Consider the following 16,612-nt stretch of genomic DNA (forward strand, 5'->3'; position numbering starts at 1 on the left):
GCTGGGCTGGCATGCCCGTGGAAGCGCTCAACGCGACGTCCGACGACTTCGCCCGCATCGATCTAAAGCTGCCAGGCGCTCGTCCCGCCGTCCACCGACTGACGAATTTGGGCGTTCGGCCATCACGGCCTGCTCACAACTGTGTATCGGCGAGCTCGGAGGGTGTAAGCAGGGGTGGGCGCGACCTGCGCGCTCGTCAACGAGGAGGACCCCGTGGCCGCCGCACTCGACAGCGCCCAGTTGCTCGCCGCCCTCGAGCCGACCGTCGAGGAGAACCTCAACCGTCACCTCGAAGCCGCTCAGGACTGGATGCCGCACGAGTACGTCCCGTGGTCGCGCGGCCGCGACTTCGCCGAGCTTGGCGGCGACCCGTGGTCGCCGGACCAGTCGCAGCTCTCGCCGATCGCCCGGACGGCGCTGGAGGTCAACCTCCTCACCGAGGACAACCTGCCCAGCTACCACCGGGTGATCGACCAGGCCTTCGGCCGCGACAGCGCGTGGGGGACCTGGGTCAACCGATGGACCGCCGAAGAAGGGCGACACGCGTTCTGCATCCGTGACTACCTGCTCGTCACCCGAGGCGTCGACCCCAACGAGCTCGAGCGGGCCCGGATGGACACGATGGAGACCGGTTACGACTCGGGCGACAAGCAGCTGCTTAACCTCTGCGCCTACGTCTCGTTCCAGGAGCTGGCCACCCGTGTCTCGCATAGGAACACGGGCCGCTACACGGAAGAGCCCATCGCCGAGAAGCTGCTCACGCGGGTCGCCAAGGACGAGAACCTCCACATGATTTTCTACCGGAACCTCGTCCAAGCGGCGCTGGAGCTGACGCCGAGCCAAACCATGCGGGCGATCACCGACGAGGTCGTGACGTTCCAGATGCCCGGCTCGATAATCCCCGGGTTCGGACGCAAAGCCGTGCAGATGGCCATGGCTGGCATCTACGACCTGCGCATCCACCACGACGACATCGTGGCCCCGATGCTGCGTCAGTGGGGCGTCTGGGACCTTGAGGGCCTGGACGCCGCGGGTGAGCAGGCCCGGGAGGAGCTCGCGGCCGCCGTCGCCTCCCTCGATGAGGAGGCCGGCCGGTTCGTCGCCCGCCGCGACGAGCGTGCGGCGAAGCTGGCGGCCCGCCAGGGGGCCTAGTGTCGCTGTGGGTGCTCAGAGCAACCACGGTCAATGGCGTCCATGCATGTCGACCAGGCCCCCCGGAGGTGGGTCTTTTCGTCGCGAGACAGGCGACACTAGGGCGCTGCTGACGAGCTGTCCGGAGACGGATCCCTGATGCCTACTGGCATCGCAGACCGGCTCCTCTGGGATCTACAGGAATTGAGTCGGGTCGAACTCTTCGATGGGGATGATGCGGACGCGTGGCATCCGTTCGTTGAAGGCCCGTACGTCGTACTCCAGGTCGAAGGTTTCGAGCCCTTTCTCGCGCAGTTCCGAGAATGCGAGACTTCGGAACTCGACGAAGCCGACGACGCCCACCCGTCTGCCGTCGAGCAGGTCGTGCACTTGCTCGACGAAATCCCCGTCATTGCTGACCAAGAGCACATCCGCGTCGCGCTTGCGAAGTTCTCGAAGGGTTCGCTGAATGGCGACATCCACAACCTTCACGGCACTGTCGCCTGAAAGCGCAATTGGTCGATAACCCATCGCAAGCAAGGCTTGCACGAAGGCCATCGGAAGCTCGCCGTTCGCGGCAAGGAAGAACAAACCGTTCGCGGGATGTCCCCATCGCTCCCGCGCGAACTCCAGAAGACGCTCCCACCGAGGACGTTCCTCAGGGCGGGGACGCCGTCCCAACATGGAGCCCAAGGTGGCGTCGATGTTCTCCCCGTCGACGAGGACGTACGTCGGGCGAGGTTCCTCGGGCATGGATCGAGGCTACGGGTGCCCGTTGGCTTAGCGCTTGGCAATCCGATGATTCATTCATAAGACAGCTGGACGAGTCCTGCAGCCCGAGTCATACCCCCGCGTTCTGGCCGCTCAGGAGCCAGAACGGTGAAGCAGTCTGTCCGTCGTTGCTAGCACCCGAAAGACAGTGCGATGCAGAGGCACGGGCGGACCCGCCAGGTACATGTCGTGAGCGAGACCCAGTCGCGCGGTGATCGGGAGCGAGGGCATCCCCCTGGCGTTGACCCGACCTTCGCGGGCGAGACGGAAGAACTCATCGAAGAGTCGAAAGTGAGTGGAATCGGAGTTACGTCGGCGAGCCGTTGGCGACGCGCCAGTCAGTGCGGGTAAGCCCTTACCTGGCTCGGAAGTGAGCCTCGAAGTGCCAGGTCGGCTTTGGCTGCGGCGAGGCGCTGGTCGAGGATCCACCCCTCGAGTCAAAGGTGTGGTCGGCTGGGCGCCTGACGGATGCACGGGTTCAGCGATCGATTGAACCGTCATCGAGACCGGTGAGCGCGAGTGTGGGCCAGAGCTACGCAGTTTGCTGGAGGTGCGGGTCATCCCTTCGCGGGAGGATGCGCTGGCAGGCTGGATCGGGAGGATCGTCGATGAACGCCGCTCCGCACTTCGTCCGTCGGCCGCTATGGCTGTTCGTCCCGGCTGCGCTCGTCGCGGCCCTGGTATTGCCCGGGGCCACGACACAGGCCGCCTCGGTGAAGGCGCCCGAGAAGCTGAAGCCGAAGTTCACGAACGCAGCGGCGTTCGACGTGTCGCCGTCACTTCGTGAACTGGCAAAGGCCGCCAAGCACGGCGCAGCGCGGCCCGACGTGGTGGGCCGAGACCCGAACCTGAGGTCGGCCATCACCCGTGGCAGCGCGGCCGACGGGGCGCTGCAGTCCGACGCCTCGCCCAGCGCCCTCGCCATCCCGGGCACCCAGGCAAACTTCGAAGGTCTGAGCAACCAGGACAACTTCAACGTCTTCGGCGGCAGGGTCAACCCACCCGATCCCAACGGTGAGGTCGGCCCGAACCATTACGTGGAGATCGTCAACCTCGTCTTCGCGGTCTACTCCAAGAACGGCACGCGGCTGCTGGGACCCGTGGACACCGGCACGTTGTGGAACAACTTCCCGATCGACGAGTGCACGGAGCCGTCCGGTGACCCGGTCGTCATGTACGACCAGGTGGCCGACCGCTGGATCCTGACCCAGTTCACCACGCGCGGGATCGACTACCCGGACGAGCCGCTCAACCAGTTCTACAACTGCGTTGCGGTCTCGACGAGTCCTGACCCGACCGGCTCGTACTACCGCTACGCGTTTACCACCGGGTTCAACTTCCCCGACTACCCCAAGTACGGCGTGTGGAAGGACTCGTACATCATCACCACCCGCGAGTTCGGCATTCTCGATCCGAGCATCTACGGCATCGGCGTCTACGGGCTCGAGCGCAACAAGATGATCCTGGGCGATCCAGGCGCGCGTGCGGTGAGCTTCCTGATGACCGACAGCGCCGTGCCGCTCAACCTGATCGGCGACGGGCTGCTGCCACCGGACGTGGACGGAAAGGCCAAGCCCAAGAACGATGCCCCCGCGCCGATCGTAGGAACCCAGGACGACAACGCTCCCTATGGGGCGACCTCCGACGCGCTCAACATCTGGGAGTTCGACGTCAAGTGGCGCTCGACCCCGACGGCGTCGATGGTCCTCAAGACGCAGCTGCCTGTCGCCTCGTTCGACTCGGACTTCCCGTGTGTCGGTGGCTTCGGCTCCAGGGACTGCCTCCCCCAGCCGGGCATCACCAACACGGCGCAGTACCTCGACATCCTGTCCTACCGACAGCGGCCGACCTTCCGGCTGGCCTACCGCAACCTCGGAACCTCTGAGTCACTGCTGACGAACCAGTCGGTCGAGGCCATGCCGGGGGTTGCCGGCGTGCGCTGGTATGAGATCCGGCGCACCAACGGCGTCTACAGCGTGCGCCAGCAGGGCACTTACGCGCCCGCCGACGGCGTCCACCGGTGGATGGGGAGCATCGCGGCCGACAGGAACGGCAACTTCGGGCTCGGCTACAGCGTGGTCAACGGCACCAATGTGTTTCCTGGCATTCGCTACACCGGGCGGATGGCGGCTGACCCGCTCGGCCAGATGCCACTGGGCGAAGGCACCATCGTCAACGGGACCGCAGCCCAGACCACAGCCAACTCGCGCTGGGGCGACTACTCCGACCTGACCGTGGACCCCGTCGACGACTGCACGTTCTGGTACGTCAACGAGTACTACACCGCGGCCAGCGCGGCGTCGGCACCCAACGGAAACGGGTGGACGACTCGGATCGCCAGCTTCAAGCTGCCCGGCTGTTGACACCCGGGCGCCCCTGCGGCACAACATCCGACTGCACCACTCGGGCGGTGCTCCAACCCACCGCTGATGGCGATGGCGTCGGATGACTCGTTGGGGGAGGCTGTGGAGATGGGCCACCCACCTGACGATTCCTCAGTCGAACGCGCCCCCGATGGCACAAGGCCGGAGGTTGAGCTTGGGGCCGCTGCTGAGCGATTGCGCGGGGAGCGGGACGAAGTCTGCGCCCGACTTGCAAGCATGACAACGGATCTCGAATCCCTCTTCGCCGCATCCGCGGACTCGAACGCCGATGACGAGCACGACCCCGAGGGTCAAACCATCGCCTACGAACGCTCACAATTGGCGGCGCTCATTCAGGGGGCGCGGGACCATCTCGCCGGCATCGAGGCCGCCATGCTCCAACTAGAGCAGGGCAGCTACGGGATCTGTGAGGTGTGCCACCAACCCATTCCCGCCGCGCGGCTGGACGCCAGGCCAACCGCACGAACCTGCATTCAGCACGCCACGCCCATCAGAGGTTGAGGGAGACGCTGGTAGCTGAGTCCTTTGGTGGCCGCCGATCTCGAGACCAGGGACAGACTTGGCAGGAGAATCCGACGATCTTGAGGAGCGATGGAGAGAGCAGTGACTGCTGACCCGAGGTAGTTCAGGACGCGATCACCGTCCTCCACGCTCGACTCCAGGACTTGCAGACGACCCAACTCGTCTTCGCTGAGAGCGCCGCCTACATCGAAGGCAGCGGCGCGGCTGCTACGGGAGATGGCCGAATCCCCTACTGCGTCGCCTACGACCTCGTCGGCGAACGAATCCGTGCCATGCGTGCCTACGGCAGCATCGCGGAGTTCATGCCCGTTTCCGGCTAGGCCCCACTTGAGCGGCTGGCGAGGCGTGCTGCGAGCAGCAGCTGATCCCCTACCTGCGCCATGGTCGAGCACACTGTGACCCCCGGACCGGCCAGGCGCTCGGCCGGGGTGAAGGCGGCATACCCGATGCAGTGCATGCCTGCTGCCCAGGCCGCTGCGACGCCGGGCGGGCTGTCCTCGACCACCACGCACCCGCTCGACCCCACTCCCATGGTGCGGGCGACGTGGAGGTAGAGGTCCGGTGCGGGCTTACCGCGTGGCACGTCCTGTGCGCTGAAGATCCGCCCCTGGAAGCGTTCGTGCAGTCCGGTCGCGCCCAGCGTGCGCCGCATCTTGTCGTGGCTGCCGTTGGAGGCCACACAGGTGGCGATGCCTCGCTCGGTCAGCTCGTCGAGCAGCGGGACGATGCCCTCGACCGGTTCGAGCTCGGTGGCGTAGGCGGCGTCGTAGAGGTGCTCGAACTCGTCGTCCCAGCCGAGAGGGAGCGGTCGACCAAGCTCCCGCTCGACCTCGGCCTGGAAGTACGCCTCCGAGCATCCCAGGAACCGCTCCATCACCTCGTCGGCGCTGAGCTCCCACCCCAGGCTGGTCAGAACCGTGGCACCTATCCGCGCCCCGATCGGCTCGGAGTCGACCAGGACACCGTCACAGTCGAAGATCACCAGGTCCACAGCCACGCGGCCCTTTCAGTCTCGGAGGGGTGTACGGGGCGCTACTTGCCGATGCCGTCGGTCAGCCCGCGCAGGAACTGCCGCTGGCCGATGAGGAACAGCACGATCATGGGCAGCGCGGCCATGGTCAGCCCGGCGAACTGCACCGGCCAGTCGGTGAGCAGCCGGCTCTGCATGTCCATCAGCCCCACCGGCAGCGTCTTGAGGTCTCCGGTGCTGATGAAGACCAGGGCGAACACGAACTCGTTCCACGCGAAGAGCGCCTGCAACAGTGCCGCGGAGACGAGGATCGGTCGACACATCGGCAGGATGACCTGCCAGAACGCCTGGGTGGGCGAGCATCCGTCCAACGTGGCCGCCTCGTCGACCTCGGAGGGGATGTCGATCATGTAGGCCCGGATGAGGAAGGTCGTGAAGGGAATGCGGAAGGCGGTGTAGAGCACGATGAGTGCCCAGTAGCTGTCGTAGATGTGCAGCCGCTGCAGCAGGCCGAAGAGGGGGATGAGCGCCACGGTCGGCGCGAGCATGAGCCCGCCGAGCAGGAGCCCGAGGATCGTCCCCCCAAAGGGGACACGCAGACGCACAAGCCCATAGGCAGCCCAGGCGCTCAGGAGAACCGTGGTGAGGATCGAGGCGGACGTCACCAGGACGCTGTTGACGAAGTAGCGCACGACCCCGGCGCTGCCGGCCCTGCCGAAGTTGCCCCAGCGCAGCTCGCCCGGCAGGCCCCATGGGCTCGCGAAGACCTCCTGGTTGCTCTTGAAGCTGCTGAAGACCATCCACAGCAAGGGATAGAGGACGGCGACGACGATCAGTGCGAGCCCGAGCCACACAGCCAGGCGCGTTGCGCGGGCACCGACGCGACGAGCTGCCCGCGTCGACCTCCGCACTGCCGGGGTGTTCGCCGACACGGCCGGGGTCGGACTCGCCGCCTTCCGGCGGGTGGGGGTCGGGGTCGGTGTCGGGGTCGGGGTCGGGCTGGAGGCGGACATCACCATTGGATCCTCCGTCGGCGGCTGACGACGATCTGGACGGCGCCGATCGCGAGCGTGATCACGAAGATGACCGTGGCGATGGCGGACGCATATCCCATGTCGTCGTTGAGGAACGCGTTGCGGTAGAGCCAGGTGCCGAGCACCTGGCTGGAGTTCGAGGGCCCACCTGCGGTCATGACCATCACCTCGTTGAACACGAGGAAGGCGCCGGAGACGGTGAGGATGATGATGAGCGTCGTCATCTCGCGGACCATGGGCACGGTCACCGAGAAGAATCTCCGGATCGGGCCAGCGCCATCGACCTTCGCAGCCTCGTGGAACTCCTTGGGAATCCGCTGGATTCCGACAACGAACAAGATCGCGGTGTAGCCGATGGACTGCCACTGGCTCATCGCGATGATGCTGCCCATGGCGGTGGCGGGCTCCCCGAGCCACGAGTGCTGCCAGCTCTCGAGCCCCACCGCTCCGAGCAGGCGGTTCACGAGCCCGATCTCGGGGTTGTAGAGGAACGAGAAGAGAATGCCCGCGACGGTGATCGAGATGACAGCGGGGATGAAGTAGATCGTGCGGAGGATGCCCCGCAGTCGTTCGTGCACGAACTCCTCGAGCAGGGCCGCCAGGACGAGCGAGAACCCGACCTGGAAGACCAGTGACACGATCGCGAACACCGTGTTGTTCCTCAGTGCCGTCCAGAAGATCGGGTCGTGGAACGCCGTCCGGTAGTTGTCGAGCCCGACGAAGGTCGGCGCTACCGAGAACGCGTTCCAGGAGAACAGGCTCAGCCGCAGGTTGTCGACGATCGGGTAGTAGACGAAGACCAGCAGCAGGACCAGCGCGGGCAGGACCCAGGCCAGCGACCGCCATCGCATCAACGTGGTGCTCATGTCATGCCCTCCTCGGGTGGGCGTTGGTCGGTCGACGCTGACCGACCGTGTCGAGGTCGGACCGGGTGGTCCTCGGTCAGTGGGGCGGGCAGGTCCCATGATCCGCCCGCCCCACCTGGGGGGTGAGGTCAGCCAGCCTGCTTCTTGGCCTTGGCAGCGGCCTCCTGGACGCCGGTCATGACGTCCTTGCTCGTCTTCGAGCCGGAGATGACGCCCTCGATCCCGGAGAGGTAGGCGTTGGCCACCTCCGCGTTGGTCACCGTGTCGAGCCAGATCGCGAACTGGTTGGCCTTGCTGATGTCGGCGAGTGCTGACTGGAGCTGCGGGAACGAGTTCGCCGAGGTCGCCGACCCCTGGACGGGACTCAGCCAGCCGATGTCAGCCGTGAGCTTCGCGGCATTCTGCTGGGTGGTCATGAACTTGAGGACGTCGACGGCGAGCGCCGCGTTCTTGCTCTGGGCGTTGACCATGAACCCGTCCGGTGCGCCCGTCAGGGCTCCGACGTCACCGGCCGCCCCCTGGGGTGCGGGCAGCCGCATGAAGTCCCAGTTGTCGGCCAGCTCCTTCGGGGCACCGCCCTTGGCGGTCAGCACCTGGAACTCGACCGACTCCAGGTAGTGCATGGCGGCCTTGCCGTTGAGGAAGTTCGCCTGCCCGGCCTCGTGCGAGACGCCGTTGGCGTCCTTGCTGGAGCAGTGCGTGACGATGTCCTTGAACTGGTCGACCGCCTTGGCGTAGCCGGGATCCGTGAACGCACCCGTGGCCGGGTCGTAGTCCTTGGCGAGGGTGGCTGGTGCGACGTTGTACGCGTTGAGCTGGGTGATGTAGTGGATCGCGGGCCAGCCGTACTGGTTGCCGAAGGCGATCGGCGTGTAGCCCGCCGTCCTCAGCTTGTCGCAGGCCCCGATGAGCTCCTCGAGGGAGGCGGGGGCGCCGCTGATCCCGGCCTTGGTGAAGGCTGCCTTGTTGTAGGCCAGGTACTTCGCGTCGAGGTCGATCGGCACACCGAAGTTCTTGCCCTTGGTCTCGAACGCCTTGAGGGCGGCCGGCGAGAAGGTCTTGCCCCACTCGGTGTCGGGCCCGATGACCGAGGTCAGGTCGGCGGCCAGACCGGCACGGACGAACTTGTTGGCGAAGTCACCGGCCCACGAGAAGTAGATGTCGGGCAGCTGCTTGGACGCCGAGAGCACCCGGATCTTGTCCTTGTAGGGCTGGTCGCCGACCTGCTCGAGCTTGATGGTGACCTTGGGGTTGGCCTGTTCGTAGGCCTTGGTCACGCTCTCGAAGTACGGGGCGTACTTGGGGTCGGCGAACTTGGTGACCATGGTGATGGTGCCCGACTTCTCGGCTGGTGCGGTGAGGCTCTGGCTGCTGGCTCCTCCCGCACCAGGGTTGGCCGTCCCGGGCGCGCCGCAGGCGGCCAGGGCCACCGCGGTCGCGGCGGCGAGCACGGCGAAGGATGCGCTGCGCGTGGTGTGCTTCATGTGAGGTCCACTCCTTTGTGGATGGGGTTGAGCGGTGCAGTGAGTCCCTCGAGTGAGGTCTCGTACCCGAAGGCGCCGAAGGTGGCGCAGGTGCTTGAGGCGTATGCCGTCGCGGCGCTCAGGAGCGTCGGGAGCGGCGTGTCGGCGATGAGGCCGGTGAGGAGCCGGCCGATGAAGGCGTCCCCGGCTCCGAGGGTGTCGACGACGGGAGTGGCTGGTGCTTGGGCGTGCATGACCTGCTCGCCCTGGAGTGCCACCGCACCGCCGGCGCCCATCGTGACCGCGACGAGGCTCGGGCCGAAGTCCCGGATGCGCCGTGCCTCGTCGACGGCCTCGGCGACAGTGGCGAAGGGCAGTGAGCGGATGGCGATGTCGACGAGCGGTGCGTACTCCGCGATGTAGTCGTGCGGGCGCTCGGAGAAGTCGAACGAGAGCCGTGGCGCCGCGGCGGAGATGTCGGCCAGCTGGCCCTCGACCATGGAGCACTCCCCGGTGTGCACGATGGTCGCCGCTGCGACGGCAGCGAAGTCCGCCGGCGTCAGCAGGAACCTCGACACCCCGGGGTCCCCGTGGTCGAAGACGCGGTTCCCGTCGACGACCCGCACGTCCGCCGAGGCGTTCGGGCCCTCGACGATCCTCAGCATCGAGGTGTCCACCCCCTCGGCCACCAGGGCGTCCAGGACGGCGCGCCCGGCCAGGTCCGTGCCAACCGCACCGATGTATGCCGCGCCGGCGCCGCACCGACGCCCGTGCACGGCCACGTTGACCGCGTTACCCCCGGGGTAGAGCACCCCCCGTTCGAGGTACCGGTCGACGACGTTGTCGCCGAGGGTGAGCAGGGTGACGTTCATGAGGCCGTCCTTCAGTACGCCATGCGGCGGTAGTAGCGGCGGGTCGTCAGCGGGTGGTCACGGAGCACCTCGAGGTGGGCGCTGACCCGCTCGAGCAGGGCGGCCAGGATGACCGGCGACACGAGGGCCCGCGTGGTCTGCGAGATCCCGGGCAGCTCCACGTCAGCCGTGTCGAGGACGAGCAGCTTCTCGGTGAGGCCCGAGACGAAGCGCTCCACCCGGTCTGCCAGGGGCCGGGTGGCGTCCTCGCCCTTGAGGAGGATGACGCTCACCTCAGCCTCGACGAGCTCGAGGGTCCCGTGGAAGAAGTCCGAGGCGTGCACGGGGCGCGTCCGGATCCACTGCATCTCCTCGAGGATGCACATGCCGTAGTAGAAGGCCTCGGGCCACGTGGTGYCCGACCCGGTGACGATGTGCCACGGGTCGGCCGCGATCGCCTCGGCGAACGCGGACGCTCGCTGCTCGAAGGCGCCCTTGGCGTCGAGGAGGAGCTCGGGCAGACGTCTCAGCTCGGCGACGACGGCTGCGTGGTCCTCGAGCACGCCCGTGCGCGCCAGGATCGACAGCGACAGCAGGAGCGACTGGAGGTAGAACGACTCGCAGGAGGTGTCGTCCTCCGCGAAGTTCACGAGACTGACGTCGGCCTTGGTGCCCAGCGGGGTGTCGGGGTGGCCGGTGAGGACCAGCACCCGTGCGCCGGCAGCCTTGACGAACTCGAGGGCCGCGATGCTCTCGGCGGTGGTTCCGGACAGCGACGGGATGACCACCAAGGTGTCACGACCCACCGTGGCCGAGCCCGTCAGGACGAGCTCGGCCGGCAGCACGACGTCTGCGCGGAAGGTCGAACGGTCGCGGAGCAGAGCGGCTGCGGGCTGCATGAGGATGCCCGCGCCGCCGGCTCCGGCGAAGACCACGTTGGTCACGCCGGAGCCGAGCGCGTCAGCCACCACTGCGTCGATCTGCTCGGCAAGGCCAACGGCACCCGTCTGGATGCGCAGATACCGTGCCGGGTCGAAGTTGAGCAGGTCAGCGGTCATGCTCAGTACTCGACCTTGAACATGTAGCGACGCGTCTCGAGGTCGTGACCGCGGACCGACTCGTAGTGCTGGGCGAGGCGGTTGGCCAGCGCCCCCACGACGATCGGCGAGACGTCGCCTCGGACGGACTCGGGGATGCCGGGCAGCTCGAGGTCGCGCACGTCGACGTACTGCGCCTTCTTGCAGTACTGGTCGAGGAAGCTCTTGGCCCGCTCCCCCATGGGCCGCGAGGCGTCGTCGCCGACCCACAGCAGGACGGCGGTGTCGTCGTCGACCATCTCGAAAGCGCCCTGGAAGAACTCACCGGAGTTGAACGCCGCCGCGTGCTTCCACTGCATCTCCTGAAGGAAGCACATCGCCAGGCCGTAGGCCCAGCCGTAGCTGGGGCCGGACCCCAGGACGTACGTGATCGGCTCGTCCTTGAACGCGTCGGCGATGTCGGCGAGCTCCGGCTCGGCCTGCTCGACCGCGTGCCGGACGGCGGCGGGCAGAGCCGCAAGGGCCTGGTCGACGGCGTCGGTGTCCAGCTCGGCGCCGGTGGCGGCGAGCAGCTCGAAGGCGACGACCAGCTCGAACAGGTCGCTCTTGCCGGTGAACGCCCTGTCAGCCGCCTCGGCGAGGGGGCTGCCGGGCTTGGCGGCGGCGATGACCGTCGCGCCCGTGGCCTTGGCGGTCTTGGCGGCGGCGACCGTCTCCTTGGTCGTGCCGGTGTAGGACGCCAGCACGACCAGTGAGCCGGGACCCATGAGTGCGGGGACGGCGGTGTTCAGCTCGTCGCTCTGGACCTGGAAGGCCGGGAAGGACGCCTTCTGCTGGAGCAGGTAGTGGGCCGGGTAGCTGCAGATGATGGAGCCGCCGGCGCCGACGAAGTACACGTTGCGCAGCCCGCGCTCCACGACGTCGCGGACCACGGTCGCGATCGCCTCGCGCTCCGCGACGGTGGCCGTCAGCTTGTCGACGATGTCGGCGTCGATCGGCTTGAGGGGAAGGGTTTCGGTCATCGGTGCTCCTGGTTCCAATCCGCGAGAGTGACTCGCTTTTGATAACGTTCTCAACCTGATGAGTGAGAACGTTCTCAATCCGCTTGGCTCCTGTCAAGAGGGTTCCCGGAAATTGGTCAGATCCCTGCGTCAAGGCAGTCCGACACCGGCTAAGGTCAGGCCAGGAAGTCGGCGGTCGTGAGCCGCGGACCGGTCACCCGGGACCCGCGCGCCTGCGGCGACTGACCGGCATACCGGATGACTCGACAGGCCGCAAAACCGTTGGTATGACACGCATTCGAAGGAGCACTGTGAGCAGGAGCGTGGAACCGCGCGGCATCGCCACGGTGCCAGATGTCGCGCGTGAAGCGGGAGTCTCCACTGCCACCGCCGCCAGGGCGCTCGGCGGCTACGGCTCCGTGCGCGAGAGCACCCGCGAACGCGTGTTGGCCGCCGCGGAACAGCTTGGTTATCGAGCCAACAGCCTCGCGCGCAGCATGATCACCGGGTCGACGCGCACCCTCGGCGTCGTGATGTCAGACATCGAGAACCCCTTCTTCCGCCGTTCACTGCGCGGGATCGCCGACACGGCGCGGGCTCAGGGGTTCGAGGTGCTGCTGGCCAACACCGACGAGGAGCTCGACAAGGAGGAGACCGCTGTCAGGGTGATGACCGAGCGACGAGTTGACGGCTTGGTGGTGTGCCCGGCTGACGGCGGCGACAGGTCACATCTCAGCGAAGTGATTGCGGCCGGCATACCGGTGGTCCTGCTGGACCGGAGCGTGGCCGGCCTGCAGGCCGACACCGTCGGCATCGACAACCGCAAGGCCGCGAGGACTGCCACCGAGCACCTGCTGGCCCATGGCCACCGCGACATCGCGATCCTCACGGGTGGGACGCACGCGATGCTGGAACGCATGCTGCGTCCCGACATGAAGGGCGTCGAGCGGGCGTCAGCGACGACTGTGGGCGCCCGCGCCGCCGGGTTCCGCGACGCGATGACGGCGGCAGGTGTTGCGATCCGACCGGAGCTGATCTCCTCCGGTGGCTACCGACGCGAGGACGGGGAGGCTGAGACGGCCAGACTGCTCGCGCTGGAGGACCGGCCCACGGCGATCCTCGCCTTCGACGCCATGCAGTCGCTCGGGGCGTTCCACGCCATAGCGCGCGCAGGGATTCGTTGCCCGGAGGACGTGTCCCTGCTCGGCTTCGACGACACCGAATGGGCTGACCTGGTCAGCCCCGCGTTGACTGTCGTCGCCCAGCCGACCTACGAGATCGGGGTGGCGGCGTGCCGCCTGCTGTTGTCACGCATCGAGGGAGCAGGGGGCGCGGTGGCGCATCGACGGCTGCCGACCGAGCTCATCGAACGCGGCTCGGTAGGACCCTGGCCCTCGTCCTGAGGGGCGGGCTCGGGGTGGGGGGACTCACGCCGAACGGTCACATAGCAGGACACCCTGTCCATCCCGCGATGTTTCCGCAGGTCAGACAGGGTGCCACTCGGTGGAGCTGAGGGGATTCGAACCCCTGGCCTTCTCATTGCGAACGAGACGCGCTACCAACTGCGCCACAGCCCCTGATGCGGACGAAACAATAACACCAGCACGGGGCGCGACGGAAAACGGTCGTACCGCAGCTCAGGTCAGGCTCGCTCGCATCACCGTGTGACCCGTGTCGACCTGGCGGATCTCCACGGCCGCGATCTGCGCCACCGGAAGGGTGGACACCCCGACCGGGTGCATGATCCGGTCCGGCCGTGCGGTCCAGTCCCGCAGCTCGGTGGCTCGCCCGGCCCGGTCCACGACCCAGATCGCGTAGTTGATGCGGTAGTCACCACCCGAACTAGCAGCGCCTCCTGAACCACCTGAACCCCCGGAGGTCCGAGTGCCGCTCGGGCTACCGGTGCCGGTCGTGCTCCCTGCACTGCCCGTCTGGCGGGCGTACTGGCACTCGACACGCAGCTCGGTGCCGTTCGCGATGGGCACGACGTCGACGACGGCCGTCATCAGGGACGGCTCGACCGCCGTGAACGCCAACCGCCCCGCCACCACGCCCCCGGGCAGGGTCGACGCGGTCGTCGAACCGGTGCCGCCGGAAGGTGGGCCGTCCCGCCAGGCGTTCGAGGCGGCATACCCGCCGACGCCTCCGATGAGGAGGGCGGCCGCTGCGGCGGCCACGGGAGCCAACCAGGTGCTGCGACCGAGTCCGGTGGGACGGGTCGGGAGGGCGGGCATCAACGAGGCCGATGGCTCGAGGTTGAGGACGTCGCGATCGGCATCCACGCCGGCGGCACCGCCCGAACCGCCCGTGCCGCCAAGGTCCATGGCGAGGACCTCGCCGGGTGGCAGCTGCGCGAGCAGGCCCGGCAGCCCGGCCAGCTCGGCGACCGCGGCGCGGCAGGCGGGACACCCTGCGAGGTGCTCTTCGTACTCGCGGCGCTCCGCCACGGCCAGGGCGCCCAGCACGTAGGCGGCATCCCAGTCGGTGTACTCGTCGGGGGCGCTCATCGTCCGGTCACCCCTTTCTCCTGCAGGACCAGTCGCAGGCTGCGCAACCCGTAGTGGAGCCGCGACTTCACGGTCCCCTCCGGCACCCTCAGCTCGGCCGCGATCTCGGCCACGGTTCTCCCTTCGTAGTAGGCGGCAGCGATGACCTGCCGGTGCTCGCGCGAGACGGAGGAGAGCGCATCGGTGAGCAGCCAGCGGTCCAGGACCTCACCGGACCGGTCGCCGACGCCCGGTTCGACGAAGTCGATTCCCGCGACCTCGTGCCGTGACGCGGCACTGCGCCAGCGGTCCACCACCAGGTTGCGGACCACCGTGAACAGCCAGGCTCGCGCCTGTTGTTCCGAGCGGGTGCCGAGCCCGGGGTCGCGCCAGGCCCGCAGCAACGACTCCTGCACGACGTCCTCGGCGACCTGTGGGTCCCGGGTCAGCCGCAGCGCGAAACGCCAGAGCTCTGACGCATGGCGGTCGTGCAGGCCCTGCAGAGCCACTTCCCGCTGACTCGTCGCCACGTCCGGCATTCCTCCCGCCCAGTCGACACCACCGATCCTCCCCGCACCGGGGACTCGCCGTAAAGGACGAGACAGCGACGCGCGTGGTTCAGCGCGTGAACCCCGGGGGGCTCGGCTACGTTCCTCGGTCATGGAGATCAACGGACTTCCGGCCCACGTCCTGCTCGTGCACCTCGTCGTCGTGCTCCTGCCGCTGACCTCCGCCGCCGCGGTGCTCGTGAGCGCCTGGCCCGCCGCCCAGCGGAAGCTGACCTTCCTGGTCCCCCTCGGAGCCGTGATCGGCGCACTCGCCGTGCCCGTCACGACCCGGGCCGGCAACGACCTCGCCGCCAAGCTCGGCAAACCGCCCTTCCTCAAGGAGCACGAGAACTACGGCGACAAGGTGCTCCCCTGGGCCGCGGCCCTCGCGGTGACGACGCTCGCCCAGTGGCTCTACCTGCGTCGTGGCACGGCCACGGTGCCGCGGGCCCTGCTGGGCGTCCTCGTGGTCGCCAGCGCCGTGGGCACCGGGACCATGGTGGTCCTCACCGGTGACTCGGGCGCGCAGGCGGTGTGGGGCAACAGGTAGTCCACCCGTCCCCCACCGCGCCGCCTCTGGCGACGCGAAGGTCTGGCGACGCGAAGGTCATGCGACGCGCGGGTCAGGCGCCGGCGACCCGGCGCTCGGGGAGGTCCTCGTATGCCGCGTACTCGGTGTCCGCGTCGCCCACCAGGTCGGCGGACGTGGGGGCGGGACGGGTCACGCGGGACTTCATCGTGTAGGTCGGACGCGGCACGGGCACGGGATCCCAGGTCAGCGGGATGTCGTCCTCGTCCACGAGCGGACGGGCCGGGACGCGCACGGTTTCGGGCGTGACCGCGGCGGGCGCGGCCACCTCCACAGCGCCTCCCTGGAAGTCGAACAGCTCCGGCTTGGCCGGCTGCGCTGCGACGGGCTCGGCGTCGACGACCGCCTCGACCTCAACGGCGACCTCGACGGCGTCAACCGTGTGGGAAGCCATCGGTCGCGACTGGACCGGACGCTGCACCTGCTCAGAGCGCTCCGAACGGGCGGGGCGGGACGCGACACGGGAGTGACGTTCGGCCTGCGCGGCGGAGCGGGCCCAGGCCACGGCGCCGCCGACGGACACCAGCGGCACCAGGAGGGTGAGCAGCGGGAGCAGCGAGAGCGCCACGAGCGGCACGGCCACGACGACCGTCGACAAGGCGCCCACCATGATCAGGGCCCGGTTGCGCCGGGCCACTGCGGGGTTGGTCCTGGGAGTCGGCCGCTCGGCCTCCGAGGGCGTCGGCACCTCGACGTGGGCGGTCTCGGCACGCTTCACGAGCACCTGGGGACGCGCGGCGCGCGCCGGCGTCACGGCATACGAACGCGGTTGCGGCGTCGAGAGGTTGGTCGCGGGCAGTGGGCTGCGGCGCTCGAGGACCCGCATCGACTCGGAGAACTGGTCGACCGAGCGCGCGGTGGCGAGGTGCTCGCGACGACGGACCCAGTACTGCACGAAATAGGCAGCCCAAACCGCGATGATGACGAGGAAGACAAGACTGCTGGGCTGCACGGATACG

Annotated in this window: 17 protein-coding genes and 1 tRNA gene; 6 read left to right on the forward strand and 12 right to left on the reverse strand. The window is 68.0% G+C overall.

Going from position 1 to position 16,612, the window contains the following annotated elements; translation table 11 throughout:
• Nucleotides 1–213: 213 nt before the first annotated feature.
• Entirely contained in the window at nt 214–1,152 is a 939-nt protein-coding gene (locus tag AC1DXJ_RS19655; RefSeq protein ID WP_477637786.1) for an acyl-ACP desaturase, read from the forward strand.
• Between the two features lie 174 nt (nt 1,153–1,326).
• On the opposite strand, the gene AC1DXJ_RS19660 is transcribed toward AC1DXJ_RS19655, so the two are convergent.
• Nucleotides 1,327–1,884 carry an NYN domain-containing protein gene (locus AC1DXJ_RS19660; protein WP_477633006.1) on the reverse strand — a complete coding sequence of 186 codons (558 nt, stop codon included), beginning with the start codon at nt 1,882–1,884 and terminating at the stop codon, nt 1,327–1,329.
• Nucleotides 1,885–2,510: 626 nt separating this feature from the next.
• On the opposite strand from AC1DXJ_RS19660, the gene AC1DXJ_RS19665 reads away from it, so the two are divergent.
• The 3 genes from AC1DXJ_RS19665 to AC1DXJ_RS19675 all read left to right on the forward strand — a co-directional run bounded on the left by AC1DXJ_RS19665 (nt 2,511) and on the right by AC1DXJ_RS19675 (nt 5,128).
• Nucleotides 2,511–4,265: a hypothetical protein gene (locus AC1DXJ_RS19665; RefSeq protein WP_477637787.1), complete on the forward strand. Its 1,755-nt coding sequence runs from the start codon at nt 2,511–2,513 to the stop codon at nt 4,263–4,265.
• Nucleotides 4,266–4,502: 237 nt separating this feature from the next.
• The gene (locus AC1DXJ_RS19670; protein ID WP_477637788.1) at nt 4,503–4,787 is read left to right on the forward strand and encodes a TraR/DksA family transcriptional regulator; all 285 of its coding nucleotides are present in this window, start codon (nt 4,503–4,505) and stop codon (nt 4,785–4,787) included.
• Nucleotides 4,788–4,951: 164 nt separating this feature from the next.
• Nucleotides 4,952–5,128 (forward strand): hypothetical protein, encoded by a 177-nt coding sequence (locus AC1DXJ_RS19675; protein WP_477637789.1) that lies wholly within the window; start codon nt 4,952–4,954, stop codon nt 5,126–5,128.
• On the opposite strand, the gene AC1DXJ_RS19680 is transcribed toward AC1DXJ_RS19675, so the two are convergent.
• From AC1DXJ_RS19680 to AC1DXJ_RS19710, 7 genes are all read right to left on the reverse strand, one after another.
• Nucleotides 5,125–5,805, reverse strand: a complete 681-nt coding sequence (locus tag AC1DXJ_RS19680; RefSeq protein WP_477637790.1) for an HAD family hydrolase — start codon at nt 5,803–5,805, stop codon at nt 5,125–5,127. The genes AC1DXJ_RS19675 and AC1DXJ_RS19680 overlap by 4 nt on opposite strands.
• 35 nt (nt 5,806–5,840) lie before the next feature.
• Nucleotides 5,841–6,791: a carbohydrate ABC transporter permease gene (locus AC1DXJ_RS19685; RefSeq protein WP_477637791.1), complete on the reverse strand. Its 951-nt coding sequence runs from the start codon at nt 6,789–6,791 to the stop codon at nt 5,841–5,843.
• On the reverse strand, nt 6,791–7,678 hold the full coding sequence (locus AC1DXJ_RS19690; RefSeq protein WP_477616017.1) for a carbohydrate ABC transporter permease: 888 nt from the start codon (nt 7,676–7,678) through the stop codon (nt 6,791–6,793). The genes AC1DXJ_RS19685 and AC1DXJ_RS19690 overlap by 1 nt, the downstream gene beginning before the upstream one ends.
• Nucleotides 7,679–7,806: 128 nt before the next feature.
• A complete protein-coding gene (locus tag AC1DXJ_RS19695) occupies nt 7,807–9,162 on the reverse strand; it encodes an ABC transporter substrate-binding protein (RefSeq protein ID WP_477637792.1) in 1,356 nt (451 codons plus the stop codon).
• On the reverse strand, nt 9,159–10,013 hold the full coding sequence (locus AC1DXJ_RS19700; protein WP_477637793.1) for a PfkB family carbohydrate kinase: 855 nt from the start codon (nt 10,011–10,013) through the stop codon (nt 9,159–9,161). Before AC1DXJ_RS19700 ends, AC1DXJ_RS19695 begins: the two co-directional genes overlap by 4 nt.
• Before the next feature lie 11 nt (nt 10,014–10,024).
• Nucleotides 10,025–11,050 (reverse strand): SIS domain-containing protein, encoded by a 1,026-nt coding sequence (locus AC1DXJ_RS19705; RefSeq protein WP_477637794.1) that lies wholly within the window; start codon nt 11,048–11,050, stop codon nt 10,025–10,027.
• Between the two features lie 2 nt (nt 11,051–11,052).
• On the reverse strand, nt 11,053–12,051 hold the full coding sequence (locus AC1DXJ_RS19710) for an SIS domain-containing protein (RefSeq protein WP_477637795.1): 999 nt from the start codon (nt 12,049–12,051) through the stop codon (nt 11,053–11,055).
• Nucleotides 12,052–12,341: 290 nt separating this feature from the next.
• On the opposite strand from AC1DXJ_RS19710, the gene AC1DXJ_RS19715 reads away from it, so the two are divergent.
• Complete coding sequence (locus AC1DXJ_RS19715) at nt 12,342–13,433, forward strand: LacI family DNA-binding transcriptional regulator (protein ID WP_477637796.1); 1,092 nt, start codon at nt 12,342–12,344, stop codon at nt 13,431–13,433.
• Between the two features lie 101 nt (nt 13,434–13,534).
• Here the strand turns inward: AC1DXJ_RS19715 and AC1DXJ_RS19720 are convergent.
• The 3 genes from AC1DXJ_RS19720 to AC1DXJ_RS19730 all read right to left on the reverse strand — a co-directional run bounded on the left by AC1DXJ_RS19720 (nt 13,535) and on the right by AC1DXJ_RS19730 (nt 15,046).
• Nucleotides 13,535–13,607, reverse strand: a tRNA-Ala gene (locus tag AC1DXJ_RS19720).
• A gap of 60 nt (nt 13,608–13,667) precedes the next feature.
• Complete coding sequence (locus AC1DXJ_RS19725; protein ID WP_477637797.1) at nt 13,668–14,537, reverse strand: anti-sigma factor family protein; 870 nt, start codon at nt 14,535–14,537, stop codon at nt 13,668–13,670.
• On the reverse strand, nt 14,534–15,046 hold the full coding sequence (locus AC1DXJ_RS19730; RefSeq protein WP_477637798.1) for a sigma-70 family RNA polymerase sigma factor: 513 nt from the start codon (nt 15,044–15,046) through the stop codon (nt 14,534–14,536). Before AC1DXJ_RS19730 ends, AC1DXJ_RS19725 begins: the two co-directional genes overlap by 4 nt.
• Before the next feature lie 130 nt (nt 15,047–15,176).
• Between AC1DXJ_RS19730 and AC1DXJ_RS19735 the strand changes: the two genes are divergently transcribed.
• Entirely contained in the window at nt 15,177–15,614 is a 438-nt protein-coding gene (locus AC1DXJ_RS19735) for a DUF2231 domain-containing protein (protein WP_477637799.1), read from the forward strand.
• A gap of 73 nt (nt 15,615–15,687) precedes the next feature.
• On the opposite strand, the gene AC1DXJ_RS19740 is transcribed toward AC1DXJ_RS19735, so the two are convergent.
• Nucleotides 15,688–16,605 carry a hypothetical protein gene (locus AC1DXJ_RS19740; protein WP_477637800.1) on the reverse strand — a complete coding sequence of 306 codons (918 nt, stop codon included), beginning with the start codon at nt 16,603–16,605 and terminating at the stop codon, nt 15,688–15,690.
• Between the last annotated feature and the right edge of the window lie 7 nt (nt 16,606–16,612).

It is taken from the genome of Pedococcus sp. P2_D9 (assembly GCF_056404275.1).